Source organism: Geovibrio ferrireducens, assembly GCF_026226615.1.
GTDB lineage: Bacteria > Chrysiogenota > Deferribacteres > Deferribacterales > Geovibrionaceae > Geovibrio > Geovibrio ferrireducens.
On record NZ_JAJAPB010000001.1, the window covers coordinates 41359 to 66936 of the forward strand.

Consider the following 25578-nt stretch of genomic DNA (forward strand, 5'->3'; position numbering starts at 1 on the left):
TCAAAGGTTGAGACTTGAAGAACGATTTGCTGGAAGTTCTGGTCGAGATTTCCGAAAAGATGAACAGTATTTTCGATGTAAACGATCTTCTTCCCTCCATTATTTCCATCGCAAGGGAATACCTCGGAGTGAAGCGGTCATCCCTCATGCTCATCAACGGGCACAGACTCAGCATATCCGCCCATTCGGGCTTTGAAATAGACCCCGGCAACATTGAGATAGCCCTCGGTGAAGGCATAGCGGGCAGAGTCGCCGAGACAGGTGTGGAGACCGTGGTAAACCTTTCTGAGGAATCCCGCGAGGAGATGGGCTACAGAGCTTCCTCCTTCATGTCTGTTCCGGTGAGGACAAACAATAAGGTCATAGGCGTGCTCAACCTCACAGACAAAGAGCATGACTACTTCACCGAAGACGATGTACGCATAGCCCGCTACATCGCCTCCCAGTGCGCGCTGGGCATTGAGCGGTTCAACCTGATGAAGGATATGCGCAAGAGCGAGAACCTCCGCGTTATAGGCATGCTGAACAGCTCCATAGCACATGACATAAAAAACCTGCTGAATATAGTGCAGAGCTATCTTGAACTGATAGACATAACCGAGCTGGACGGCGAAGTGGCGGACTATATAGAGTCGATCCACTCGGAAGTTAAGAGGATACACGGCCTCACGCTGGATCTGCTGGATTTCTCAAGGCAGAAGGTGTCCATAAACCTCGTCCGGTTCCGCGTGTCTGACCTGTTTAAAGATCTGGCAAAACAGTTCCGGGTTCTCACCAGAGATACGAAAGTTACAGTGGAGTTCATCAACGAAGCAGATCCCGAACTCTGGCTGGACAGGGAAAAAATATTCAGAATGCTGTTTAACCTCATAGGCAATGCTGTGGATGTTCTGGCAGAGAAGGGAACGGTGCGCGTCAGTGCCGCCGTTACCGACTGCTTCTGCGAATTTAATATATATGACAACGGAAAAGGCATTCCGCAGGATATGATAAACAAAATTTTCGACCCCTTTTTCACTTCGGGGAAGATAAAGGGAACGGGACTGGGTCTTGCCATCGTTAAGATGATTGTCGAGGCTCACTCCGGCTTTATATGTGTTGATTCTAAACCGGGTGAATACACGGTTTTCAAAGTTAGGGTGCCGTTGCGATATGAACCAACTTAAAAACCACACACAAAAAAATGAGACAGAGTTCAAATATCTTCTGTCACAGAAGTATGATCTGACCCCGGCTGACTATATCCTCAAAAAAGAGGACGGGGTTCTCATCGCCAAAATCACTACCATGGAATCAGCCGATTCCATCATTGACATCAGTGTTACCGCAGACGGACTGCGCGCCTATATCTCCCTTTACCCCGCAGTGAATGACGGTGAAACCTATACCCTTGAGCGCGTGATGAGCCTGATTGCTGAAAACGGCATAAGCGTTAACCTCAAAACAGAGATAATCAAACAGGCCTTTGAGATCTATTCCGAAGGCGGAATAATAGAAAACATGATGTTTGCGGAAGGGATCAAACCCATAAACGGTTCCGATGCTCAGGTCATGCTGAACTTTGACCCTGTAAACAGCCAGCCCCGCCTCCTGTCTAACGGAAGGGTGGACTACAAAAATATAGATAATATACGCCTCACCCGAAAAGGCGACCTTCTCCTTACCAAACGCCCGTTCACAAACGGAGTCAAAGGACTTACCGTGCGCAACGAAGAGATCCCGGCGGAAAAAGGAAATGATATTAAGCTTGTTCTGGATGACGGCATTACCACTGATGCACATGAAAAAGAATACTACGCCACAGTGGACGGCTGCGTCACCTTCCATAACAATAAGCTCGGAGTAAGCCCCATATACAGTGTGCCCGGCAATGTGGACTACTCCACAGGCAACATCGTTTTCAACGGTGTTGTGCATATAAGGGGGGATGTGCTCAGCGGCTTTTCCGTAAAGGCGGAGAAGGACATCATGGTGGAAGGCATAGTGCAGGATGCCACCATGGTCGCCGGAGGCAGCATAGTAATCAAGACAGGCATCAAGGGCGAAGTAAATAACAATGTGATTGCCGCAGGTGATGTAACAGTGGGTTACGCGGAAAAAGGGAATATCGCCGCCAGAGGCAATGTGGAAATACTGAAATACGTCTACAACACCAATATAAAAGCCGGCGGATACGTTCAGGCTACAGGCGCTCCGGGGATCATAGCAGGCGGAAAGATCACCGCATTCTCCGAAATCAACATTAATCAGTCCGGCACAAAGGGGAATACAAATTTCCTGATGTGCGTCGGAACCAAGTATTACTTTGAAGATGAACTGAAAATTCTCCAGGATAACAAAGATAAATACATTCAGAATCTGGAAAAGGTTGACGAATTCCTCAGTAAGCTTGATACTTCCAACAAGGAAATTTTAAAAAATCCGAAGGTGAAGCAGCTTCTCGTCCTGCGCAAGCAGGTCATGGACAATATGACGAAAACTGAGGAACAGATCCAGAAACTTATAAAATCAGCCCATCACCGCAAACCGAAAATTAAGATAAGCGGAACCATGTTCGAAGGGCTGGATGTTCAGATTTTCAGAGAAAAAATAACCATGAGAGAAAAAAAGGAGAAGGTTGTCTTCATCTACGATGAAAAATATGAAAGGATAATCTGGGTATCGCTGGATGACAAGACACAGTACGAATGACAACATAATCATCAAAGGCGCAAGGCAGCACAACCTAAAAAACATCGATCTTGAAATTCCTAAAAACAAACTTGTGGTAATAACCGGAGTCAGCGGCTCCGGCAAGTCCACCCTTGCCTTTGACACACTCTACGCCGAAGGGCAGAGGAGATATGTGGAATCTCTCTCCGCATATGCGAGGCAGTTCCTTGAACTCATGGAAAAGCCCGATGTGGATTCAATCGACTTCCTCTCCCCCGCCATAAGTATAGAGCAGAAATCGATCAGCAAAAACCCCCGCTCCACGGTGGGGACAATAACCGAGATTTATGACTACATGCGCCTCCTTTATGCCCGTGTGGGGGATGTACATTGCCCGTCCTGCGGCAAAAAGGTGGAGAGCTACTCTGTTCAGCAGATAGTGGACTTCATAACCTCACACCCTGACGATGCCAGAGTGGAGATATACTCCCCCATAGTCAGAGGTAAAAAAGGCGAATATAAAAAGGTATTCGAAAAACTCCTCAAGGACGGCTTCGTCCGAGTACTGGTTGACGGTGAGCAGAGAAGGCTTGAGGAAGAGATAGACCTTGATAAAAAAATAAAGCACTCAATAAGCGTCTCCATAGACAGGCTTAAGCTGAAAGAAGGCCTCCAGCGCAGACTGGCTGATTCGGTGGAGACCGCCCTGAAGCTCTCCGAAGGGCTGGCGGAGATAGATGTCAACGGCGAAACACGCCTTTTTTCAGAGAAATTCGCCTGTCCCGAATGCAATATAAGCATAGAGGAGATAGAGCCCCGCAGCTTCTCATTCAACAACCCTTTCGGCGCATGTCCGGAATGCGAAGGTCTGGGTGAGAAATCGGTCTTTGATATGGACGCTATTGTCCCTGACCCTTCATTAAGCATTAGGGACGGCGCGCTCAAGCCATGGGAGCAGTTTGACAACTTTCACCATTACAACACACTGGTAGCCATATCCCAGCAGTTCGGCATTGACATGAACAAACCCTTCTCAAAGCTTACAGAGGCGGAAAAGGAGATAATGCTCAACGGAAGCGAAACTCCCCTTAAGCTGGAAACATTTCGAGGCGAAAAGAAGGTTCAGTACGAGAAAAAGTTTGACGGTGTTGTGGGTTGGCTCCGTGAAAAGCTCTACTCCGACAACATGACCGACAGGGAAACGGCGCGCAGATTCATGGCCTCCATGGACTGCCCTGTATGCAAAGGGGCAAGGCTCAAGCCAACCAGCCTTGCAGTAACCGTGGGCGGCAGAAATATATACGACACATCAGAGCTTAACATCACGGAAGCTCTGGACTTTTTCAATGGGATCCACCTTGAGGGCTTTAAAAAAGAGGTGGCAGACAAAATCAACACAGAGATAAAGCGCCGCCTCAGCTTCCTTAAGGATGTTGGGCTCGAATACATAACCCTCTCAAGGAAATCATCCACACTCTCCGGCGGAGAGGCGCAGAGAATAAGACTCGCCACCCAGATAGGCTCAGGGCTGACAGGTGTTCTCTATGTTCTGGATGAGCCTTCCATAGGGCTTCACCAGCGTGACAACGATATGCTTATCGCCACGCTGAAAAACCTCCGCGACATAGGCAACTCTGTCCTCGTGGTTGAGCATGACGAGGACACCATAGCCGCCTGTGACCATGTAATAGACATGGGCCCCGGCGCAGGGCGCAAGGGCGGCCACATTGTTTTCAGCGGCAGACCGGAGGAGATACGCCACTGCGAGGCATCCCTCACCGGGGCTTACCTCAGCGGAGTCAAAGAGATAGAGGTTCCCAAACGAAAAAAGGCCGATAAAAAGCGTATCCTCGCACTGAAAGGAGCCAAGGAGCACAACCTCAAGGATGTGGATATTGAAATACCCCTTGGGCTGATGGTCTGCGTAACAGGGGTGAGCGGCTCCGGCAAGTCAACACTCATAATGGACACACTTTACCCCGCGCTGATGAAACGCCTCCACGGAACAGGGATGCGCGGCGGGGTATTCACCGAAATCACAGGGACGGAGCACATAGACAAAGTGATCGACATAGATCAGAGTCCGATCGGGCGCACGCCCCGCTCTAACCCATCCACCTATACGGGAATTTTCACCGATATGCGCGATCTCTTCGCCCAGACGCCGGACGCGAAAAAACGCGGCTACAAGGCGGGAAGGTTCAGCTTCAACGTCCGCTACGGACGCTGCGAAACCTGTCAGGGTGAGGGGTACATCAAAATTGAGATGCACTTCCTCCCGGATATGTACGTTAAATGTGATGCCTGCGGCGGGAAGAGATACAACCGTGACACGCTGGACATCCGCTATAAAGATAAAAATATCTCAGATGTGCTTGATATGACAGTGAATCAGGCATTTGAGTTTTTCGAAAATGTGCCGAAATTAAAGAATAAGCTTGAGGTTCTTGTCAATGTAGGTCTGGGCTATATTAAGCTCGGCCAGCCTGCAACAACCCTTTCCGGCGGAGAAGCCCAGAGGGTGAAACTCGCAAAGGAGCTGATGAAGCGCCCCACGGGAAAAACAGTTTATATTTTTGATGAACCTACAACAGGGCTGCATTTCGATGATATAAACAAGCTTGTGAAAATTTTCAGGGCTTTGACCGAAAGCGGAAATACTGTTATCATCATTGAGCATAACCTTGATGTTATCAAATGTGCCGACCATATTATCGACCTCGGACCCGAAGGCGGCGACGGGGGAGGAACAATAATTTTCAAGGGTACTCCCGAAAAGTGCGCCGAATGCACCGAATCCTACACGGGAAGATACCTGAAAAGGAAACTGTAGCGTGAAGAAGAAAAACCTTTTACTGATTTTAATTCTGCTTGCATCCTTCGCATCCGCGTTTGCGGAGGGGCTGATTGACAAGTACAACTCGGCCAAGAATGACCTCGCCTACATAGAAAAGTCTTCCAAAGTCACACGAAAATCCTATGAGAATGTGGCTGACAGGTTTTTCCAGATATATTCCGTTCAGCCCTCAGGGGCGCTGGCGGATGATGCCCTGCACTACACAGCGCAGACATACTACAGAAGCTACAAACGCTTTAACAGCAGGGATGATCTCCTGAAAACAATCAGAAACCTCAACCTGCTGGCGGTTAACTACAACACAAGGCTGGCATCCCTTGCGTATATCCAGCTTGCCGACATCTACATAGCAAGCAAGGATTACCCCTCGGCTAGATTCACTCTGAACAAGATGCTCATTAAGTTCCCTAAATCGGAAGACACTCCGGCAGCAAAGAACAAACTGGAGCAGATAAACGAACTCATAGCCGCGGCGGAAAGAAAGGACCGCACAGTTGTACCGCCTGCCGCACCCCCTGTTCTGGCTTCGCTTCCTGAGGAAAATCTTCCTCCCGCAGTGCCCGAACTCAAGTCAAACCCGGCCTCAGCAGCTGGCACAGTTTCACAGCCCGCAGTTAAAAGCACAGACAGCTTTTACACAGATCAGGCTGCATCAGACCAGAAAGCAGGTGAAAATTACTACGGCGTTAAGGCGGGCGGAACCAGCGACAAGGTGGTGAAAAGCATACGCCACTTCGCCGCAAGCGACTACACCAGAGTGGTCATAGACCTGAACAAACCCACGGAGTTCATGAAGCACTGGCTCAGGGAAAACCCTGAGTTCAACAAGCCGCCGAGGCTCTTCATAGACCTCCAGACCGACTCAATAGATGCCTCCATCCCTAAGGAGATAGACATAAAAGACGGCCTGCTCCGCTCTGTGCGCTGGGCTCCGAACCGTCCCGGCGTTACACGCATTGTTCTGGACAGCGACAATGTTAAGGACTTCACTGTCTTCGCCATGAGCAACCCGGACAGAATAGTCATAGACGTAAGCAATCAGGGTATAGACAACAAACAGCCGGAAACACTGAGAACAGCGGAGAGAAACATAACCAATGACCGTGATCTCTCAAAGACGACTCTGGCAAGTGTTTTCGGTCTTAAGGTGCGCCGCATAGTGATCGATGCCGGTCACGGCGGAAAAGACCCCGGAGCCTCATATTACGGGCTTAAGGAAAAGGATATAGTCCTCGACATCGCCCTTGAGCTTGAAAGACTGTTCAAGCAGAACACAGATCTTGAGGTGCACCTCACCAGAAGGACGGATGTGTTCATCCCGCTTGAAGAAAGAACAGCCATAGCGAACAGGCTTAAGGCGGATATTTTTGTATCTGTGCATGTCAATGCCAGCAGAAACAAAAACAGCAGCGGGCTTGAAACCTTTGTGCTTAACGTAACCAAAGATCAGTCGGCTCTGGAAGTCGCTGCGGCGGAAAACATGGCCACGGAAAAATCCATGAGCGACCTTCAGGGAATCCTGAAAGATATAATGCTGAACTCCAAGCTTGAGGAATCGCTCCTGCTCGCTGCCAAGGCACAGGAATCACTCACTCAGTCGGTTTACGGAACGGCAAACCACAAAAACAACAGAGGGGTCAAACAGGCTCCGTTCTATGTTCTTGTCGGTGCGAAGATGCCCTCCATACTGGTTGAGGCGGGCTTCATCTCAAACAGGGAGGAAGCTGAGATGCTGAAAAGCAGTGCCCACAGAAAGAAGATAGCCTACGGTATTTTTCAGGGCTTACAGAACTATATAGAACTTCATAAGTAATCACAGGCAGCACAGCCGCAGGTATTTTTGCGGCTGTGCCCGCCTTTATCCCACCCTTTCCATATTCATAACCCTATTCATTTTTTCATGTATTTTTCTCTTGATTTTTTCGCCCGCGATCTATAAAAATAACACTGTTGGCACTCAACACCCCAGAGTGCTAATAACCTGATTAGGGCAATTAAAACAAAAAATATAAGGAGGAAGAAGATGGCACAGATTAAGCCGCTTCAGGACAGAGTTCTCGTTAAACGCTTTAAAAGCGAAGAGAAAACTGCCTCAGGAATCATCATTCCCGACAGTGCAAAGGAAAAACCCATGGAAGGCGAAGTTATCGCTACAGGCCCCGGCAAATACCTTGACAACGGAAACAAGGTTGAGCTCACGGTTAAAGCGGGCGACAAAGTACTGTTCAGCAAATATGCAGGAACAGAAGTTAAATTCGGCGATGAAGAATACCTTATCATGCGTGAGGATGACATCCTCGGCATCCTTAACTAATTACGGAGGGAATTAATACCATGGCTAAGAAAATAGTTTTCGGTGAAGAGGCCAGACGCGCCATCGGACGCGGCGTGGACAAACTCGCAGACGCGGTTAAAGTTACACTCGGACCCAAAGGAAGAAACGTTGTAATAGAAAAAAAATTCGGCTCACCCCTTGTTACTAAAGACGGTGTTTCCGTTGCTAAGGAAATCGAGCTTGAAGACGCTCTTGAAAACCTTGGCGCGCAGATGGTTAAGGAAGTTGCTTCCAAAACATCTGACATAGCGGGCGACGGTACAACCACAGCCACTGTTCTTGCTCAGGCAATCTACAGAGAAGGCATGAAAAACGTTGTGGCAGGCGCTAACCCTATGGAGCTCAAAAGAGGGCTTGATAAAGCGGTTACGGCTGTTATAGCTGAACTTAAAAAAATCTCCAAACCCATTGCAGATAAAAAAGAGATCGAGCAGGTCGGCACTATTTCCGCCAACAACGACAAAGAAATCGGCGGAATCATAGCTGAGGCTATGGAAAAAGTCGGCAAAGACGGCGTTATCACAATCGAAGAAAACAAATCAACAGACACAGTTCTTGATGTTGTTGAAGGTATGCAGTTCGACAGAGGCTACCTGTCACCCTATTTCGTGACAAACCCCGAAAACATGGAAGCTTCTCTTGATAACCCCTACATACTTATATACGAGAAAAAAATCTCCAACATGAAAGAGATTCTTCCCGTTCTTGAGCAGCTTGCAAAACAGAACGCTCCTTTCCTCATCATCGCTGAAGATGTTGAAGGCGAAGCCCTCGCCACACTCGTGGTGAACAAACTCCGCGGCACTCTTAACTGCTGCGCTGTTAAGGCTCCCGGCTTCGGCGACAGAAGAAAGGAAATGCTGAAAGACATCGCCGTTCTTACAGGCGGTCAGGTTATCAGCGAAGACCTCGGCATCAAAATTGACACTGTTACACTGGCTGACCTCGGCCGCGCCAAAAAAATCGTTGTGGACAAAGAGAACACAACCATAGTTGAAGGCGCAGGCAAAACAGAAGAGATTCAGGCACGCGTAAACCAGATCAAAAAACAGTCTGAGGACACCACAAGCGACTACGACAGGGAAAAACTTCAGGAAAGACTTGCCAAACTTGTTGGCGGCGTAGCCGTTATCAAAGTCGGCGCTGCTACTGAAACAGAAATGAAAGAGAAAAAAGCCAGAGTGGAAGATGCTCTCAACGCTACAAAAGCAGCAGTTGAGGAAGGCATAGTCCCCGGAGGCGGCGTTGCTCTTATCAAAGCCCTTAAAGCTGTTGAATCAATGGCTCTTGACGGCGACGAGCAGATCGGCGTTGAACTCGTGAGAAAAGCTCTTGAGTTCCCGCTCAGACAAATCGTTGCGAACGCAGGTTTCGAGCCCTCAATCATCGTTAACGAAATTAAAAATAACCCCAGCAACAACTACGGCTTCAACGCATACTCAGAGCAGTACACTGATATGGTTGCTGACGGCGTTATCGACCCCACAAAGGTTACAAGAAGCGCACTCCAGAACGCCGCATCTGTTGCCAGCCTTATGCTTACTACTGAGGCTCTCATCACTGAGATCCCTGAGAAGAAAGATGCAGGCGCAGGCATGCCCGATATGGGCGGCATGGGAGGAATGGGCGGCATGATGTAATCATCACGCAACCTGTTCAGCAAATTTAAATAAGTCTCACAAAGCCCGCAGGCCTCACCGGTTTGCGGGCTTTTTTTATTTGATATTTTTTTCGGCAAGTTGTGTATATTTATGGGTATAATGGAGCAGCAGTTTAGGCTGGAAACATTCTGAGATTATGGAATAGATGAAACAAAGATGAATTGGGGCAAAAATGGACTGTGCAAATTTTGCATATACCACGCAGTACGTCTTGTATAATTAATTGAAGCACCTTTGGGAATCGGGCTTACTGCTTAATTAACCCTTTGAACTTTTAAATTGCTGATCGTATAAATTAACGTTAAGCTTATGATTAGACATAATTGAATAATGTTGTTGTGTCATAAAATAAGGATAGATATGGAATTCAAATTCGAAATTACTAACTTGTTGAAAAAAGCTCAAACAAAGACTAAAAAACATATTGATGGCGTAACAATCAATTTGCCTTTTATTTCATTCACACTAAAACCAACGGATATAGAAAAATCAGTAGCAAGAGAGCTATTGATACGCCTTTCAGACAAAAGAGTCTTAAGCTCAACAGAATGCTGTGATAATTGCATTGATAATTCTTTAACTTCATTGCAGGAAATTCGTAAGGTCTTAATTGATTCACAGGTTAAATTATCTGATTACTATGACGGTGGTTTATATCTATTAATAGAGCTTATAGCAGAGGGAGTTCGTCAATTTATCACTTATGAAGAATATTTAAGAACAAAAATGGAAGAGGATGTTATTCATAGAGAAAATTATAGATCTCCGCATATTCGAGAGCAATACTTTAGTATTCTAGAACAGCTTCGAACTCACATTCGTAGTTGCCTGACACAGATTGCCATGATTGCTGATATGGAAACACCTAAAACAGAAAGCTATTTAAAAGCAGACAATAAGTGGCTACTTTCAATATATAAAAAACCAGAAAATTTCAAAACTAATAAAGGCATGATAAAGTAAACTTAACAACACAAAGCCCCTGCCCTTAAAAGGCGGGGCTTTTTTTATTTCGCTTATTCCGCTATCATCATCCTTATGAAAAAGCTTGAAGAATCGTTCTTTGACCGTACGCCGTGCGAAGTAGCCCGTGATCTTCTGGGGAAGGTGATATTCCGCCTCTATGAGGGCATATGGCTCAGGGCGCAGATTATCGAGACCGAAAGTTACTACCTGCATGAAAAGGGAAGCCACGCCTCCCTCGGCTACACCGAAAAGCGCAAGGCGCTGTTCATGCCCGCCGGAACAATATATATGTACTATGCCCGCGGCGGGGACTCGCTGAACATGAGCTGTCACGGGGAAGGAAATGCAGTGCTGATAAAATCCGGCTATCCTTACGGGGATGATGCGGAGATGATACGCATGATGAAAAAGCTCAACCCCTTCAAAAGCGACGGGCGGGAGCGGGAAACCGGAAAACTGTGCAGCGGGCAGACCCTTATATGCAGCTCACTGGCATTGAAGGTTCCGCAGTATGACGCAAAAACATTTGACGAAAGCTTCTTCATGGCGGATACGGGCTACAGGCCGGAAAAGATAGCCCAAGCCCCGCGCCTCGGCATTCCGGAAGGGCGTGATGAGCACCTGCCCTATAGATATATAGATGTAAAATATATGAATTTCTGCACAAAACCGCTAAAAAATCCATAAAATCTGGTATAATGTCTTCAAAAAGAATCTGCGGTGGAAGTATGAAAAAAATTCTGGTCGCGGTTCTCCTTACGCTGTTTGCTGCATATGCCGCATACGCAGAGGAAAGCCACTCCGACTCGCTTTCAGGTCTCACTACGGTCAGGGCAGTTATTGATTTGAATCAGGGCAAGGCAAACCTTCTGGATCTCCGCCTTGTCGCCATAAGAAAAACCATTGAAAACTTAAAGAGCGAAGGTGTGAAACCCTTATTCATAGTAATCATCAGGGGTGACGCATCCGCCTTTATGACAGAGTCGGACAAATATATCAGCAGCATGGACACAGGCCTCAAGAAAATAATGCACAAGCGGATAAACGAACTCAGGGATATGGGAGTGCGCTTTCAGCAGTGCGGCCTTTCGCTGGCGTACATGAAGATAGACTCAGCAAATATCATAAGCGGCGTGGAGATAGTGAAAAACGGCTATATCAGCCTTGCGGCGTACCAGAACAAAGGCTACGCCCTGCTGCCGATGGACTGACGCTTAATACAAAAAGCCTCCCCGAAGGGAGGCTCAATTTGTTGATAAAGTCCTTTTAAAAGGGAAAAAGTTGCATAAATCCTTCCCCAGCCCTCCTTTAAGAAAGGAGGGTGTTTTGCTTTTAACAGCAATAGCTTCCCCCTTTGCAAAGGGGGACAGGAGGGGGATTTTATATGAACAGAGCCGGCTAATGTCTTTGTCATCAGTCTGCCCCCTCCCCGGAGGGAGGCTCTAAATTTATTAAGCTGTTGCAGCGGCAGGAGGAGTGAAAACCCTCGTGGCAAGCTCGGCATCCAGAAGGAATATGCCGTTGCCGTTGCCCTGAACAAGTTTAAGCTTATCTATAATCTGGTTAACGGATGACTCCTCCTCAATCTGCTCGGTCACAAACCACTGAAGAAATGCATTTGTTCCGTGGTCTCTTTCGTCAAGGGCAAGGTCAACGAGCTTGTATATCCTTTTCGTAACTTCCCTTTCATGGACAAGAGTCTCCTCGAAGATCGAAAGAAGCGTATCGTAATCTTTTTTAGGTTTTTTTATGGCCTCAAGCTCCACTTCCGCACTCTGGTCAAGTATGAAGTTATAAAACTTCATGGCGTGCATCATCTCTTCCTGATACTGCACATTAAACCAGTTGGCGAAGCCCTTGAGCCCCTTGCTTTCACAGTGGGCGCTCATGGCAAGGTAAACATAAGCCGAATACATTTCAAAGTTAAGCTGTTCGTTCAGCGCTTTTTCCATTTTCTTGGAAATCATGGTTTCCTCCGTTTTGTTCAGGCATATACCCTGAAATCTATTTCGGGAAATATACTGTTTTTTGTTTCAAGCTTCGTGAGGAAATCATAATCGAAATCCCTGTTGTCCACAAGTTCCCTGAGCCTGAGAAAATTATGTATATGTTCCTTTGTTCTTCTTGTTGAGTACTCAGTGGCTGTTTCCGTGGTCATAAGGAAAGCCCAGTCGCTGCTTTGCGCCAGAAAAAGCTCTCTTGTCATCTGGTTCAGCGCACGGTTGATGAAGTCTTCCTTTGTGCTGCTGTGTTTTCTGGCAAGGCTGACCATTGCATCCGCCATGAAATGCAGGTGGCGGTAAATCCACTCGTTTCCGTTATTAAGCCACACATCATAATAGCCCTTGTCACCCCATGAGGACGGATTCACCTCAACCATCTGGTTGGTGGGAAACTCCGCAAGATACTCCATAGGGGTTACGGCGGTTATTTCAGGGTTTTTATCTATCTCACGGAAAACATTTGCGAGAAAATCGGGCCCCTCAAACCACCAGTGGCCGAAAAGCTCCGCATCGTAAGGCGAAACCACCAGAGGCTTTCTGTCCATTACGCCGTTGAGTTCTTTTATCTGCTTCTCCCTCTCCGCAACAAAGTGGGCAGCGTGTTCCGCTGTTTTGCTCTTTGCCGCTTCGGGTTCGTAGATCTCCTTGTGCTCACTGCTTCCGGTTATTTTATGATACTTCATGCCCGTAAAAACCCTTGTTCCGTCTGGGCTTATGTAAGGCGCAATATATTCCGCGTCCAGATCGTAGCCTATGTCACGGTAAAAATCCCTGTAGCATGTGTCTCCGGGGTAGCCTTCCTTGCTGCTCCAGACCTGCTTTGAGGAATAATAGTCACGCCCGAAGGCGGCCACTCCGTTTGATGTGTATACGGGAGCGTACACGCCGTAACGCGGTCTGGGTTTGGAGTAGAGAACCCCGTGTGTATCAACGAAGAAATATCTTATGCCGTAATCGGAGAGAATTTTCTCAAGTCCGGCGTAATAGGCGCATTCCGGCAGCCATATCCCCTTGGGCGGTGTGCCGAATTTCTTTTCATGGCTTTTAACCGCAAGCTCAATCTGCGCGCGAACCGCATTGTCGCCGTTCATCAGCGGCAGAAAACCGTGGGTGAACCCGCAGGTGATTATCTCCAGACTGCCTTTATTCATAAAATAACGGTAGCCGTTCAGCACGCTCCTGCCTAAAAAGCCTGTGTAAAACTCCTTAAGCCGCTCAAAGCGCTCAAGATACATCCACGCAACACGGTTCTGTGTGCGGTCGTGTGCGGTTCTCTCTTTTTCTTTGTTTGCAAGCTCTATAAGCCTGTCCAGATATTTCTCGAACCTCTGCATAAGCATGGTATCCGAAAGCATATCGGCCAGAGGCGGAGTCACCGAAACGGTAATACGAAACGGAACTCCTTCCTCTTCAAGCTTTTTCATGTTCATCAAAAGAGGCAGATATGTTTCGCTTATCGCCTCGTACAGCCAGTGCTCTTCCAGAAAGTAATCAAATTCAGGATGCTTCACAAAGGGAAGGTGCGAGTGAAGAACCAACATCCAGCAGCCGGACATTATCTTCCCTCTCTTTTTGCTGTTTCGCCGGAGGATACGGATTTCTCAAGAAATCTCATCGCCTCCTGAAATATACGAACGCTTCCCGGAACGGACGAGTCAAGCTCGTTCACACCGGAAAGACGGTATATGTCCTCAATTTTTTCCCCAACTGTCATCCAGGTTTCCTCATCAATAATTTCGCTTATTTTATCAGACGGCATACGTACCTTGCGTGAATGCGCCACGGCAAAGTAGTTGCCCTTATTGTCCATCAGCCCTATTTCAGCCCAGATCAGCCTCTCCGGCACATAAAGGTCAAAAAACCAGTTGCCGTACCTGCCCACGCGGACACTGGCAAGCTCTTCCGAATCTTCCCCGCTGGTGCTGCCGAAGATTTTCAGTACAAATGCCGCATCCGGGCTGCCGTGCTCCGTCCTGAAACGGTTTACGGTATTATCCGAAACTTCCCAGTAAACATATTCCTTGCGGGGGTTTATGGGAAGAAGAACCGCAGTGTCTATCTGATACCTGTTCGGTATGGGATATTCGGCAGGGCGCACCTTCTCAGGCATGGAGTGAGCCACCTCAGCCTTATGCTGCTCCGTACTGGAATAAACTTTCTGTTCGGACATAGCCGCAGTGAGAGCCGCTGCCAGCTCTTCTCTGGTCATTTTTGACCTGTTTTCCACATTGAGCTCCACAGCAAGCCTGTAAAGCTCTTTCTTACTCATTTCAGAGAGATTCATGTTCATCCTCCGTCCGGTGACAGATAAATTTCGAGGTACTGTGCCGCTGCTCTCTCCCATGAAAAATCAGCGCAACATGAGGATTCCATAACCTTCTGCGTTAAATCGCCCGTGCTGTACATCTTTATAGCTTCATCAACCTTGTTTAACAGTTCCGCCACAGTGTATTCCTTCATCACCAGCGCGCAGCCGTTCTCGGCAAAATATTTAACAGTGTCCTCCACCCCGCCTGCGGGGTTGACAAGGGGCACTGCGCCGTAACGTGTTCCTATGAGGTGGGACGAACCGAAAGGTTCATACACGGACGGAGCCAGTATAAAGTCCGCCGCGGCAAAAAGCCTGTGCGCCAGCGCATGGTCATATCTGGTATGTATAAAGAAATTGCCGAAACTTCCGGCCAGCTTCTTTATAATACGCACATACATCTTGTCGCCGTGGCCGAGTATGAAAAAATCGGCCTCCTTCTGCGCAAGATCAGGCGCTGCGTCCAGCACAAGCTCCAGCCCTTTCCTGTTGCTCATCCTGCCTATCATAACAAAAAGAGGTCTGTCCGGATTTATGCCGAAATCCTTTGCCAGCTCCTTTTTGCATTCTTTTTTCCAGTTTTTCCCGTTGCCTATTCTGCATGAAACATAGCAGTCATTACCGGGGTTCCATACATTATAATCTATTCCGTTGAGGATTCCTTTCAACTTGTATGAATATTTTGTCATAACACCTTCCATCCCCCCGGCGAAGCCTTCGGTCTGTATGTCCCGCGCATAGGCGGGGCTTACGGTTGTTATGAAGTCAGAGTAAACTATCCCCGCTTTGAGGAAGCTTATCTGTCCGTAAAACTCTATTCCCTCAATGTCGTACACTTCCCACGGAAGGTTGAGTTCTTCAAGATCCATCCGCTGGAAAAGCCCCTGACACTGGACATCGTGCACTGTGAAAACCGTTTTCCATTTCATATCCCTGAAAAGCAGGGAATTGTAAAGAGGCACAAGCCCCGCCTGCCAGTCATGGCAGTGGAGAATATCCGGTGATGAGCAGCCGCCCGCAAAGTAAAACAGGCACGCCTGAGAAAAAGCCGCATACCTGAGATCATTGTCGGAGTAGTCAAAATCGCCTGAGCCGTATATGCCGCCCCTGCTGAAAAGCTCCGGATTGGCAAAAAACAGATACTCAACGCCGGAAACAAGCGCGGAATGCACTGCAAACTCATATTCCCTGTCCCCTGCGCTGACGTTTATCCTTACCTCAGTGTCCCTTATCTCCCCTGCGTCCCTCTCGGTGAGCAGATAAAGCGGAATGCAGACCCGCACAATGTGCCCGGCTGCGGCCTGTGCGGCGGCCAGTTTCTCAACGAAGGTTCCAAGACCGCCTGTCTGTACAAAGGGGGCTGCTTCGCCTGTGATATGCACTATGTTCATACGCCCCCCGCCTGCCTGAGGTATTCCGCCGCCTCTTCGGGACGAACGGGATTGATGTGGAAGCCTGTCCCCCACTCAAAACCGGCGTAGCCTGTGAGTCTGGGCGCTATTTCTATATGCCAGTGGTAATCAAACTTTATGCTGTGCCAGAAGTCCGGCTTGCCCGGACGGTAATTCAGCGGGGGCGAGGTATGTATAACCATATTCAGCGGCGGGTCTTCCAGCACCTTGTCCAGCCTGTGGAAAATCTCCGTTATCATGTCAGCGAGGCTGGTCAGCCCGCTCTCGGTGATCACTGCGAAGCTGTGCCCGTGCTGTCTGGGATAGATGGACAGTTCAAACGGGAAGCTTGAGGCATAGGGGCAGAAGGCGATGAAGTCCTGATTCTCGTACACTATGCGGCTGTTATCCTTGTGCTCCTGCTCAAGTATGTCACAGAAGATGCAGCGCTCCTTTCGCCTGTAGTGCTCCTTGGCGCTTTTCAGCTTGGTTTTGAGAATGTTCGGCACAACAGGGAGCGCTATCACCTGCGAATGCGGATGGGTGATGCTGGTTCCGAAGCCGAGTCCGTAGTTTTTAAAAGGCATTATGTAGCGGAACCTTGTATCGTTTGAGAGATCCCGCACCCGCTCCCTGAATGTGTAAAACAGGTTGTAAACGGTCATTCTGTCGTAAGTTTTAAGGCGCATGGAGTGCACGGGGGTGTCTATTATGACTTCGTGTGCGCCTATTCCTGTCACTGTGTCGTATATCCCGCTGCCGCTCCTTTTAAGCTCACCCTCAATGCCGAAGGCGGGGTACTTGTTGGGGACAACACGGGTGAGCCAGTTGGCATCGTTCTTTTTGCCGAATGCGCGCATGGCGTAAATTTCATGGGGGGTGTGAACCTCATTTCCGTAGCAGAAGGGGCAGTTTATATGAGTTTTTTCGCCCTGAGCGTACTCCTGACGCTCCACGAGGAAATCGTGGGGTCTGCGGCTGCGTTCGGTGGCGATTACGCTCCATTTCTGTTTAACAGGGTCAAACCTGAGTTCCGACATTTTGCTCCCTTTTATTATTCAAACCGTATGAATATAATAATATACCTGTACTTTCAGGCGATCAACCGATCATTCCGCCCTGAGTCTTCCTGCGAAGCCCGCCCTGCCCTTAAACCTGACAGGGATAAACAGGGAAACTCCCTGCGCAGTGAGATCAACGCCTTTCTCCGACTGGGAAACAGTGGAGAAAATATCAGAGGCGGCACTTCCCGCATCAGTCTCAAGGATTATTCTGCCTGTGATTCCGTCGGTTATTTCAAACGAACCGCCCTTATGGCACATGCCGCACTCTTCACCGTTCACGGTGATACCCGTCATGTCCCAGAGGTGGAAGTTCATCTCGCAGACGTAAGTCAGCTCCGCCGGGCACTCTGTCACAAGCTCCGTCTCAAACTCCACTGCTTCATCTGTGAAGCTGTATCTCTTTATTATCTCCGCATTGTATGTCACGCCGCTGTGGTATATGCCGCCTTTGCGCCTAAAAGTGAGAGAATCCGCCTCCGCAGTCATCTCCGCAGGCTGGTTTGTAAAGTCCGAAAGCTCCGCAAAGGAGCATGAGGCAAACTTCTCTGCCTCAAATTCAGACACTACGTGATCTATGAACGAGTTTTTGTTGTACCAGTCATAAACGAGCATGGCTTTCATCTCGTCCGTTATTTCCACATTAAGATCATGTATGGTGGATATGCCGCTTTTCTGTTCATCCTCGTTTTTTTCTTTCAGAAGCATGGCGTGGTACGCCTCTTTTCTTCTGGATATTGTATTGATAAGGTTAACGTTATTTCGTTTAAGCTCAAGGGTGGTCATCTGCCCGCAGTCCCTTGAGGTGAAGCTGGCGTTAAACAGACTCATACGGACATAGGCATCGTCATAGCCGTCATAATCCAGATCAGCGGTCTCCACCATAGGAAGATTTCCCGCAAGGCGCTCATACTCCTTCTCCGCCTCGATTATGAAGCTCCATGAGTTGTTGCGCAGGTTCGGCAGGTAAAGCCCGCCGAATATGCCGTGCCACAGGGCATCATTGCACTGCGCCTTGTAAAGAGCCTCAGTCAGCGCTTCGTCCTGCATCTCTGCCGCATAGGTGCTTAGCCTCAGTGCGCGTTTATGAATACGGTTGCTTTCCGGGTACTTGGCAAAGAAATTTTTCCATATGCCCCCCTTAACGAAAACCTCCGCAGCTTCATCCTGCCACTCTTCCCTAAGGTGCTCCTGAAGCTTCTCCATCTCCTCTATCCTGCCTGCAAAGAGCGACCATTCCCCCATTTCATGGTATGAGGTTATCGGCAGATACGCAAGCCCCGCAGGCTTCACCCTGTCGGCGGTTTCGCCGAAGAACGCGAACTCGCATTTACCTGATGAGATAACCACATCAAGGAACCTTTCCAGCCAGCCATCTTCATACACCCATTCATAGGTGTGAGGCCATACGCCGAACTTCTCGCCGTCATCGAATATCACAGAGCATTTCCCGCCGCTGTCCGCGGTTTTTTCCAGATACTCCGCTATAGCCGCCTCCTCCTTAAACGGAATGAGGTAGCGCAGATTCTTATCTATAGGGAAGAGGTTTACCCTCCTGCCGTCCTGCTCGGATATGTAGTAGCCGTTCAGCATCTCTTTATAATACCCTGCGGAAATGAAGTGATAGTCATCCACAATCATATTCCGCACACCGACTTCTGTGACATCAGTGATAATCGCCGGGTCCCAGACACGCTCAGTGAGCCAGAGGCCGTCCGGCATCTGCCCGAAGTGGTTGTTAATGTAGCTGCTGAGCTTCTCTATCTGCCCCCTTCTGTCCTGCGAGGGGATGGCTGAAAGCACGGGCTCGTAATACCCGCCGGTGAAAAACTCTATCTGGTTATTATCCGCCAGCTTCTTCATACTGCCGAAAACGCCCTTGTGGTGCTGCCTGATGTAATCAAGCAGCCAACCGCTGTAATGAACCGCGAAGCGGAACTGCGGATAAAGCAGCGCCGCCTCCATAAAAGGCGCATAGCAGCGCTCCACAGCCTCGTCCACAACATGGCTGAAATTCCCCACCGGCTGGTGGCAGTGTATTCCGAAAAGAAACGGCATCTTCATAATTATTCTTCCTGTTTGTTTATGCTACACATGCGGAGCAGATTAAGGTTTCCCAAAAAAATATTTCAAAAACTTTTAACCCGCTTCGCAAAAATATTTATACTATCCAGTCGTCACCGAAGTTATCGGAGAGATCGACCTCGACCATATTATACTGCGGTGCGCGTTCCACCGCCTCGCCGTCCTTAAGCAGGCGGAATATTATATAAAGCCTTCCGGTGTTGTCGGGCATATTTCTGTGCGGCAGGGCAATTTCCGCTATGCGGTTTATGCCCCATTTTATGCCGCCGCCGTTTTCCCCTCTTCCTGTTTTCAGGGGGATGCGGAACTTGGCAGGGCTGCTCCCCGTTACCTCTGTCTCTATCTCATAGCCCTTGTCCATCGCTCCGTTAAAGGCGCCTTCTATTCGCAGGTACAAATTTTCCGCATCATACCCGAAGAAAAGTCTGCGGAGCACATTTGATGAGGCGTGCATAGCCCCTGAGTCAAACTTGAGATCAAACTCCCCTGCGCTGAGCCATTCGAAAAAGCTTGTCACCTCGCCGTCCGGAACGGCAGTGAGAAAATACTTCGGTTTTCTTATAAGCCCCGATTTGTAGGAACGTTTTATGGGGATATAAAGCTCCTGCGGTATGCCGGTTCCGAGGATTCTGTACGCATTGATCAGATACCCCCTGAACAGCTTGTCGAACACATCCGCCTGAAGGCTGAAATGGTCATCGCCGAACCACCAGAACCAGTCGCTCCCTTCGGCGATGTGTATCTCGTTCATTGCTTTTTCTTTTTTATCCGTATCCTGCATCCTGTCAACGGTCTGTCTTGCCGCATTGAGCAGCCTCCATGCCTCGTTCTTTTCCCTGTGACCGAGCCATGTGGTAAAGTTGCCGTATATCCATGAGCCTGCACGGATTTTATCAAGCTCTGCCTGCGGCACATCAGCAAGTTCCGCAGCCTCAGACATGGTTACGGTGTTTATCCATTTTTCACGCCCAATCCGCTCATAGAGGGCACGGAAGAACTTCTCTCCGTTTTCGGGGTAGTATTCCCATGCGTTTTCCCCGTCCAGAATCACAGGAACTACACAGGATTCATCCACAGAATCGTATATAACCTTAAGCTTCGCCACAAAGTCGTCCGCTGCTTTTGCCGCATCCATACCGCTGTAGGTGAAGCCGATCAGATCGCTTAATATTTTGTCACGGAAGAATATATTTATCTTCCCGCTTGCTGTTTCGTAATAATGCCTGCGGTAGAGCTTTTTCCTCTCCGCCGAAACGGAGAAATTCAGCCCTGATGAACCCGCCAGAACATCTTCGTCACTGGCTATCCATTTTACTCCGTTAGCGGAAAAAAGCTCCGCCGCCCGCCCGCTGATGCTCCCTTCCGCCGGCCACATACCGGAAGGTCTGCTGCCGAAAACATCTTCATAATATTTCACTGCCGCTTCCACATGCCACTGAGGGTCACGTCCGAAATCGCCGAAGGCGGCGGGCATGGGTATCTCCGGCAGGGCTTCCTTGGCGGAATCCAGATCTATGAGCAGGGGCAGTATGGGGTGGTAAAACGGAGTGGCGGAAACTTCTATGCTCCCCGCATCCTGCAGTTCCCTGTAAAGAGGGATGATCCGCTTCACCGCTTCGCACAGGGTTTCCATCAGGCTGATTTTATCTTCCTGAGTGTAGCCTTTCCCTTTTGCGATAAGGTTTTCAATGAGCGGGTATTCCCTGCGGAAGAAGTTCCCTGTCCAACTGAGCAGGTAAAGCACCTGCAAGTCCAGTATCTCCGCATCACTGAACAGCCTTTCCGTGTTCTCAAACATGCCGCTGCGGCTGTTTTTGCTGTACAGTTCCGCATACCTCCGGAAAGGGGCGATCATGTTGGCGAAGTTTGCCATGAAAAGCTGCGGCACAAGCCCGCATCTCTCCTCCGATGTGAGTTCGGAGGGCTTTTTCAGCATGGTTCTGAAAAAAAGGTCATCAACATTTATATCTTCATAGTCCTTAAGCTGGACAAGAAGAGAGGGGACAAGGTTAAAGGTCTGCCTTATCCCCTTATATTCTTTCAGGTAGGCGGGAATCTCGTAGTAATCCTTCACGGCGTGCAGGAACACCCACGGCATGTGGTATGTTCCGTCCTGCCCGTCCTTGTAGAAGGGCTGGTGCATATGCCATAAAAAAGCGAGATTCAGTTTCTTCATACTCAGGCCTGTTCCTCCAGCCATGACTGAATTTTATCTATGTATTCATCCTGAAGCGCCTTGCCGTCCGCCTCGGACATGGACTCCACATACACATGCACATTTGCCGAATACTGATCAGGAACCATATGCACCCAGCCTCTCGCACCGAGGAGTATTTTTATTCCGTCAAGGAAAGAGGCCTCCTTATCCATCGCCTCCTCGCTCATCTTGCGCATCAGGAAGCCCTTGAGTTCAAGCGGGCAGTTGATCACATTATGCACGAAGTAGTATGTGGGGATAAGCTTCATAATATCCGAAACGCTTAAGCTGACCTTCGCCAGCAGTTCAAGGATTTTGATGGAGGCAAACATCGAGTCGGTGTTGGTTCCGTTGTCGGTGAACATATAGTTATTACTGAGGTTCCCCACAAAGTCAAAGTTACGCAGATACTCGCTCTTGAGCCCTGCGATCTTTCCCCTTACTATCTCCACATTTCTGAGCTCCTTATCAAGCACAGTGGGAGCATAAGCGGGCAGGTACACCCTGTTCTTCTTCTTTGCTGTGAGATCCATAAGCTTCAGGATGAACATCAGCGCCCTGTCGGAGCGGAAGCTTTTCCCCTCGTTGGTGATTATGTTCAGCCTCTCGCCGTGCGGATATATTACAAAGCCGAGGTCGGCCTCCATAACCTTCACAATCTCTGACACTTCCCTGATGGATGTGGCAAGCTGGTGGATGGTTTTGGAGAGCTTCTTCTCGTCCTGATATGCGTTGAGGATTACCGAATCCGTGCCTGTTTTGTTGAGGATTTCGGGGTAGACGTTATCCGTTGTGCCGTTCATAAGATCCACAACAAGCTTGAACCTGCGGGTTTTCACAAGGGATATGTCTATGTTGCGCATGAAGCTTTCCCGGTAGAACTCCTTCACCATGGGCTGCTCGTATATTTCGCCTATCTCCTCGTGGGAGGCGCGGCGGAAGTTCTCGCGGAAGAAGACGCGCTCTATATTTTTCTCAAAGTTGGAGTCGATGGGGCTTCCGTGCTCATCAAAGAACAGAATCTCTGTGTGGGTGGAATCGGTCTGTGACTGACGGAAATACACGCCCGCAACCTCCCCGAAGGTGGAGAGCTTGTGCGTCATCACCGGTACGGGGGACATGCGCACATCTGTTGCGTTTACCCCTGTTGAGAGCAGACCGCCGAGGAAGCAGCGCTTAAGCATGCGTGAACCTCTGTGATAGTCACGGCTGAGAAGCACACGGGAACCCGCGGGAAGCTGACTGCCGAAGGCGGAGCCGAGTTTGGCCGCCAGTTCGGGGCTCATCTCCACATTTGTACGGGCGGAAACCTTCCCCCCTTCGAATATGGATTTCTTCCATTTATCACCCCAGATAAGGTTGCTGCTCACTATTGAGCTTTCCTCTATCTGCTTGTTAGGCCACACCATAACATCCTTCTCGAATATTACGTAGTTGCCTACCTCAGTATCCTGAGCGATTATGAAGCCGCTTTCCCCCAGAACCTTTTTGCCGAGCTTTACCCCGTTGCAGAGAACGGCGTTCTTTATATTGCAGGCGTAACCTGTTTCAACATTTTCCCACAGTATGGATGACTCAACTGATGTATCGTCTCCGATGGTGCATCCTCTGCCTATTACGGTGTCCTTGATTTTGGCGTTTTTGCCTATGACGCAGCCATCACCGAGAAGAACAAGCCCCTCGAAAACCGCGCCTTCGCCCACTTCCACATCTGTGCCCATGTAGCAGATTCCGTTGTCCTGCTCATTCGGCGTTCCCGCCAGAGGCAGCTCCACTTCGCCCGCAAGAATGTCCTGCAATGCGGCACGGTAGGAATCGGGGTTGCCCACATCACGCCAGTAGCCCTTGGCGTTGTAGCCGTAAATCTTCGTTCCGCCTGCCATCAGCTTGGGGAAGAGATCCTTTGAGAAGTCGAAGTTGCTGTTCTCAGGTATGTATTTCAGAACTTCCGGCTCAAAAACATATATGCCGGTGTTTATTGTATCGCTGAAAACCTCACCCCAGCCCGGTTTTTCCAGAAAACGGACTATCTGCCCTTCCTTGTCTGTTATCACCACGCCGAACTGGAGAGGATCGGGCACGGAGGTAAGGGTTATGGTGGCTTTGGACTCTTTGAAGTCGTGGTAGCCTATTATCTCCTGTATGCTGAAATCAGTAATGAGGTCACCGCTCATTACTATGAACCGCTCATCAAGATACGCTTCGGCCTTTTTGACCGCTCCCGCTGTTCCGTAATCATCATCCGGCTGAACATAGCGGATGTTCACCCCTTTGCTGCTGCCGTCGCCGAAATAGCTTTTGATAACTTCGGGCTTGAAATAAAGTAGGATTACAATATCCACAATCCCTGCGTTTTTCAGGGAGTCGATAATGTACTCCATCATAGGTTTGTTCATAACCGGAATCATAGGCTTCGGAACGCTGGATGTAAGAGGCTGAATCCTTGTTCCGAATCCGCCGGCCATAACCACTGCTTTCATTCTATCCTCTCGCTGTTTATGCTGTTTTTATTTCAGGGCGCAGTTTTAACGCCGCTTATTTTATATTTCAGATACAGATACGGTTCGCTAACGCTCAGACTTTGTTCTTCTTTATAACGGTCGAGATCTCGGTCAAAAGAGACTCCAGATCAGACGGGGACTTAACCCAGTAGCCGTCGGCCAGCCATGTGGAAAAGTCATCCTGATAGGCGCTGTAAGCCGTTGCGAGGATTGTTTTCACCGTTTTGTACTTTTTGGTGATCTCCTGGAGTATGTCTATGCCGCTTTCGCCTTTAAGCTTGATGTCAAGGAGGATAACATCGATCTTCTCCTTCTCAAGTATCTTAAAGCACTCGGCACTGTTTGAAGCTTCAAATACTTTATAGCCGCTGTCTTCAAGCTCTGTGCGGTAAAGCAGCCTGATCTCCGATTCGTCATCGACAACCAATACCGAATATGCCATATCTGACCTCCTACTTAATTACAAAAATACCTACATGCTGTGGTATTTTTGTACACGCTCGCGCCGTGATGAACACGGCTTCGCTTCGCACGGCGTCGGCACTTCCTGTGCCTCCCGGTTTAATTACAAAAATACCTGCATCCGTTTTACTAATAGTTCGCAGAAACCTGCGTCCTGTAGTTTCTTCTCACTCGCAGCCTGCGGCAGGCATTTTTTAAGACTGAAAATGCCCGAATACCGAAAAAGGTTCGGGCACAGCACCATGCCGCTTATCTCCAAGACCCGTGTCCGCCATTATAGTTTCGCAGGGCTTACAAGTGAAAAAGGCGTAACACATCTTTTGTAGTAATTATACCACGGAGCGGGAATAATGGGCAACACGATAAAGGACTGTCTTCACTTGAAAAATGTTAAAATGTGTTAAAAACTGTAAAATAAATGGATTATTTAAGTGATTTTATAGCATCAGCGTATGAGGACGCGCCGAAAACGTAGCTTCCGGCAACTACTGCATTGCAGCCGGCCTCTTCAAGGGTTTTTACATTTTTATCGGTCACCCCGCCGTCAACCTCAATGATAAGCTCAGGCCTGAGAACCTTCTTCATTTCGGCGAGTTTGGCAACCTTGGCGGCAGAGCTTTCTATAAACTTCTGTCCGCCGAAACCGGGGTTTACAGACATTATCAGCACCATATCCAGAAACGGCAGAATCTCCTCCAGAACAGAAACAGGAGTGTGGGGATTAAGAGAGACACCTGCCCTGCAGCCGTGAACTTTGATCTCGCTCACTGTTCTGTGAAGGTGTGTGCACGCTTCATAATGCACAGTGATGAGGTTTGAGCCCGCATCGGCAAAATCCCTGATGTATCTGTCCGGGTCGATGATCATGAGATGCACGTCAAAGGGTTTTTCGGTGGTTTTGCGAAGATGCTTCACCACCGGCGCACCGAAGGTGATGTTAGGAACGAAGACACCGTCCATGACATCAAGGTGGATCCAGTCCGCCCCGCCTTTGTCGATGGCTTGTATCTCTTCCGCCAGTCTTGAAAAATCTGCGCTGAGTATTGAAGGTGCAACTATCATCGGGCTATGATATTCATCGGTGTATGAATGTCAACAA

Annotated in this window: 19 protein-coding genes; 9 read left to right on the forward strand and 10 right to left on the reverse strand. The window is 48.8% G+C overall.

Annotation, left to right across the window (positions count from 1 at the left end):
• The first annotated feature begins 14 nt into the window (after nt 1–14).
• The 9 genes from OSQ85_RS00215 (at nt 15) to OSQ85_RS00255 (ending at nt 11682) form a co-directional block, all read left to right on the forward strand.
• Nucleotides 15–1166, forward strand: coding sequence for a GAF domain-containing sensor histidine kinase (locus OSQ85_RS00215; RefSeq protein ID WP_265820615.1), 1152 nt, complete (start codon nt 15–17; stop codon nt 1164–1166).
• On the forward strand, nt 1153–2691 hold the full coding sequence (locus OSQ85_RS00220) for a DUF342 domain-containing protein (protein ID WP_265820616.1): 1539 nt from the start codon (nt 1153–1155) through the stop codon (nt 2689–2691). Before OSQ85_RS00215 ends, OSQ85_RS00220 begins: the two co-directional genes overlap by 14 nt.
• Nucleotides 2669–5485, forward strand: coding sequence for an excinuclease ABC subunit UvrA (gene uvrA, locus OSQ85_RS00225; protein ID WP_265820617.1), 2817 nt, complete (start codon nt 2669–2671; stop codon nt 5483–5485). The genes OSQ85_RS00220 and uvrA overlap by 23 nt, the downstream gene beginning before the upstream one ends.
• Before the next feature lies 1 nt (nt 5486).
• Nucleotides 5487–7322: an N-acetylmuramoyl-L-alanine amidase gene (locus OSQ85_RS00230; RefSeq protein WP_265820618.1), complete on the forward strand. Its 1836-nt coding sequence runs from the start codon at nt 5487–5489 to the stop codon at nt 7320–7322.
• A gap of 210 nt (nt 7323–7532) precedes the next feature.
• Entirely contained in the window at nt 7533–7823 is a 291-nt protein-coding gene (gene groES, locus OSQ85_RS00235; RefSeq protein ID WP_265820619.1) for a co-chaperone GroES, read from the forward strand.
• Between the two features lie 20 nt (nt 7824–7843).
• Nucleotides 7844–9484 (forward strand): chaperonin GroEL, encoded by a 1641-nt coding sequence (gene groL / locus OSQ85_RS00240; protein WP_265820620.1) that lies wholly within the window; start codon nt 7844–7846, stop codon nt 9482–9484.
• A 381-nt stretch (nt 9485–9865) separates the two neighbouring features.
• Complete coding sequence (locus OSQ85_RS00245) at nt 9866–10468, forward strand: hypothetical protein (protein WP_265820621.1); 603 nt, start codon at nt 9866–9868, stop codon at nt 10466–10468.
• 75 nt (nt 10469–10543) lie between these two features.
• Nucleotides 10544–11158: a DNA-3-methyladenine glycosylase gene (locus OSQ85_RS00250; protein ID WP_265820622.1), complete on the forward strand. Its 615-nt coding sequence runs from the start codon at nt 10544–10546 to the stop codon at nt 11156–11158.
• Nucleotides 11159–11199: 41 nt separating this feature from the next.
• A complete protein-coding gene (locus OSQ85_RS00255) occupies nt 11200–11682 on the forward strand; it encodes a DsrE family protein (RefSeq protein ID WP_265820623.1) in 483 nt (160 codons plus the stop codon).
• A 240-nt stretch (nt 11683–11922) separates the two neighbouring features.
• Here OSQ85_RS00255 and OSQ85_RS00260 read toward each other — a convergent pair whose 3' ends face one another.
• From OSQ85_RS00260 to rpe, 10 genes are all read right to left on the reverse strand, one after another.
• Nucleotides 11923–12438, reverse strand: a complete 516-nt coding sequence (locus OSQ85_RS00260; protein WP_265820624.1) for a ferritin — start codon at nt 12436–12438, stop codon at nt 11923–11925.
• A gap of 17 nt (nt 12439–12455) precedes the next feature.
• Nucleotides 12456–14030, reverse strand: a complete 1575-nt coding sequence (locus tag OSQ85_RS00265; RefSeq protein WP_265820625.1) for a glycoside hydrolase family 57 protein — start codon at nt 14028–14030, stop codon at nt 12456–12458.
• Nucleotides 14030–14758 (reverse strand): DUF4912 domain-containing protein, encoded by a 729-nt coding sequence (locus OSQ85_RS00270; RefSeq protein WP_265820626.1) that lies wholly within the window; start codon nt 14756–14758, stop codon nt 14030–14032. Before OSQ85_RS00270 ends, OSQ85_RS00265 begins: the two co-directional genes overlap by 1 nt.
• Nucleotides 14759–14760: 2 nt before the next feature.
• Nucleotides 14761–16173 carry a glycogen synthase gene (locus OSQ85_RS00275; RefSeq protein WP_265820628.1) on the reverse strand — a complete coding sequence of 471 codons (1413 nt, stop codon included), beginning with the start codon at nt 16171–16173 and terminating at the stop codon, nt 14761–14763.
• Nucleotides 16170–17213 carry a galactose-1-phosphate uridylyltransferase gene (gene galT / locus OSQ85_RS00280; protein WP_265820629.1) on the reverse strand — a complete coding sequence of 348 codons (1044 nt, stop codon included), beginning with the start codon at nt 17211–17213 and terminating at the stop codon, nt 16170–16172. The genes OSQ85_RS00275 and galT overlap by 4 nt, the downstream gene beginning before the upstream one ends.
• A gap of 69 nt (nt 17214–17282) precedes the next feature.
• Complete coding sequence (locus tag OSQ85_RS00285; protein WP_265820630.1) at nt 17283–19298, reverse strand: alpha-amylase/4-alpha-glucanotransferase domain-containing protein; 2016 nt, start codon at nt 19296–19298, stop codon at nt 17283–17285.
• A 97-nt stretch (nt 19299–19395) separates the two neighbouring features.
• Nucleotides 19396–21495: a glycoside hydrolase family 57 protein gene (locus tag OSQ85_RS00290; RefSeq protein ID WP_265820631.1), complete on the reverse strand. Its 2100-nt coding sequence runs from the start codon at nt 21493–21495 to the stop codon at nt 19396–19398.
• A gap of 2 nt (nt 21496–21497) precedes the next feature.
• A complete protein-coding gene (locus OSQ85_RS00295) occupies nt 21498–23996 on the reverse strand; it encodes a sugar phosphate nucleotidyltransferase (RefSeq protein WP_265820632.1) in 2499 nt (832 codons plus the stop codon).
• A 94-nt stretch (nt 23997–24090) separates the two neighbouring features.
• Nucleotides 24091–24459, reverse strand: a complete 369-nt coding sequence (locus tag OSQ85_RS00300; RefSeq protein WP_265820633.1) for a response regulator — start codon at nt 24457–24459, stop codon at nt 24091–24093.
• A gap of 443 nt (nt 24460–24902) precedes the next feature.
• The gene (rpe, locus tag OSQ85_RS00305) at nt 24903–25541 is read right to left on the reverse strand and encodes a ribulose-phosphate 3-epimerase (protein WP_265820634.1); all 639 of its coding nucleotides are present in this window, start codon (nt 25539–25541) and stop codon (nt 24903–24905) included.
• Nucleotides 25542–25578 lie beyond the last annotated feature (37 nt).

What these genes read in the sequence shown, in the direction of transcription:
- OSQ85_RS00220 (WP_265820616.1), top strand. Translation starts at nt 1,153, where the DNA reads ATGAACCAACTTAAAAACCACACACAAAAAAATGAGACAGAGTTCAAA.
- uvrA (WP_265820617.1), top strand. Translation starts at nt 2,669, where the DNA reads ATGACAAGACACAGTACGAATGACAACATAATCATCAAAGGCGCAAGG.
- groES (WP_265820619.1), top strand. Translation starts at nt 7,533, where the DNA reads ATGGCACAGATTAAGCCGCTTCAGGACAGAGTTCTCGTTAAACGCTTT.
- groL (WP_265820620.1), top strand. Translation starts at nt 7,844, where the DNA reads ATGGCTAAGAAAATAGTTTTCGGTGAAGAGGCCAGACGCGCCATCGGA.
- OSQ85_RS00245 (WP_265820621.1), top strand. Translation starts at nt 9,866, where the DNA reads ATGGAATTCAAATTCGAAATTACTAACTTGTTGAAAAAAGCTCAAACA.
- OSQ85_RS00250 (WP_265820622.1), top strand. Translation starts at nt 10,544, where the DNA reads ATGAAAAAGCTTGAAGAATCGTTCTTTGACCGTACGCCGTGCGAAGTA.
- OSQ85_RS00255 (WP_265820623.1), top strand. Translation starts at nt 11,200, where the DNA reads ATGAAAAAAATTCTGGTCGCGGTTCTCCTTACGCTGTTTGCTGCATAT.
- OSQ85_RS00260 (WP_265820624.1), bottom strand. Translation starts at nt 12,438, where the DNA reads ATGATTTCCAAGAAAATGGAAAAAGCGCTGAACGAACAGCTTAACTTT.
- OSQ85_RS00265 (WP_265820625.1), bottom strand. Translation starts at nt 14,030, where the DNA reads ATGTCCGGCTGCTGGATGTTGGTTCTTCACTCGCACCTTCCCTTTGTG.
- OSQ85_RS00270 (WP_265820626.1), bottom strand. Translation starts at nt 14,758, where the DNA reads ATGAATCTCTCTGAAATGAGTAAGAAAGAGCTTTACAGGCTTGCTGTG.
- OSQ85_RS00275 (WP_265820628.1), bottom strand. Translation starts at nt 16,173, where the DNA reads ATGAACATAGTGCATATCACAGGCGAAGCAGCCCCCTTTGTACAGACA.
- galT (WP_265820629.1), bottom strand. Translation starts at nt 17,213, where the DNA reads ATGTCGGAACTCAGGTTTGACCCTGTTAAACAGAAATGGAGCGTAATC.
- OSQ85_RS00285 (WP_265820630.1), bottom strand. Translation starts at nt 19,298, where the DNA reads ATGAAGATGCCGTTTCTTTTCGGAATACACTGCCACCAGCCGGTGGGG.
- OSQ85_RS00290 (WP_265820631.1), bottom strand. Translation starts at nt 21,495, where the DNA reads ATGAAGAAACTGAATCTCGCTTTTTTATGGCATATGCACCAGCCCTTC.
- OSQ85_RS00295 (WP_265820632.1), bottom strand. Translation starts at nt 23,996, where the DNA reads ATGAAAGCAGTGGTTATGGCCGGCGGATTCGGAACAAGGATTCAGCCT.
- OSQ85_RS00300 (WP_265820633.1), bottom strand. Translation starts at nt 24,459, where the DNA reads ATGGCATATTCGGTATTGGTTGTCGATGACGAATCGGAGATCAGGCTG.
- rpe (WP_265820634.1), bottom strand. Translation starts at nt 25,541, where the DNA reads ATGATAGTTGCACCTTCAATACTCAGCGCAGATTTTTCAAGACTGGCG.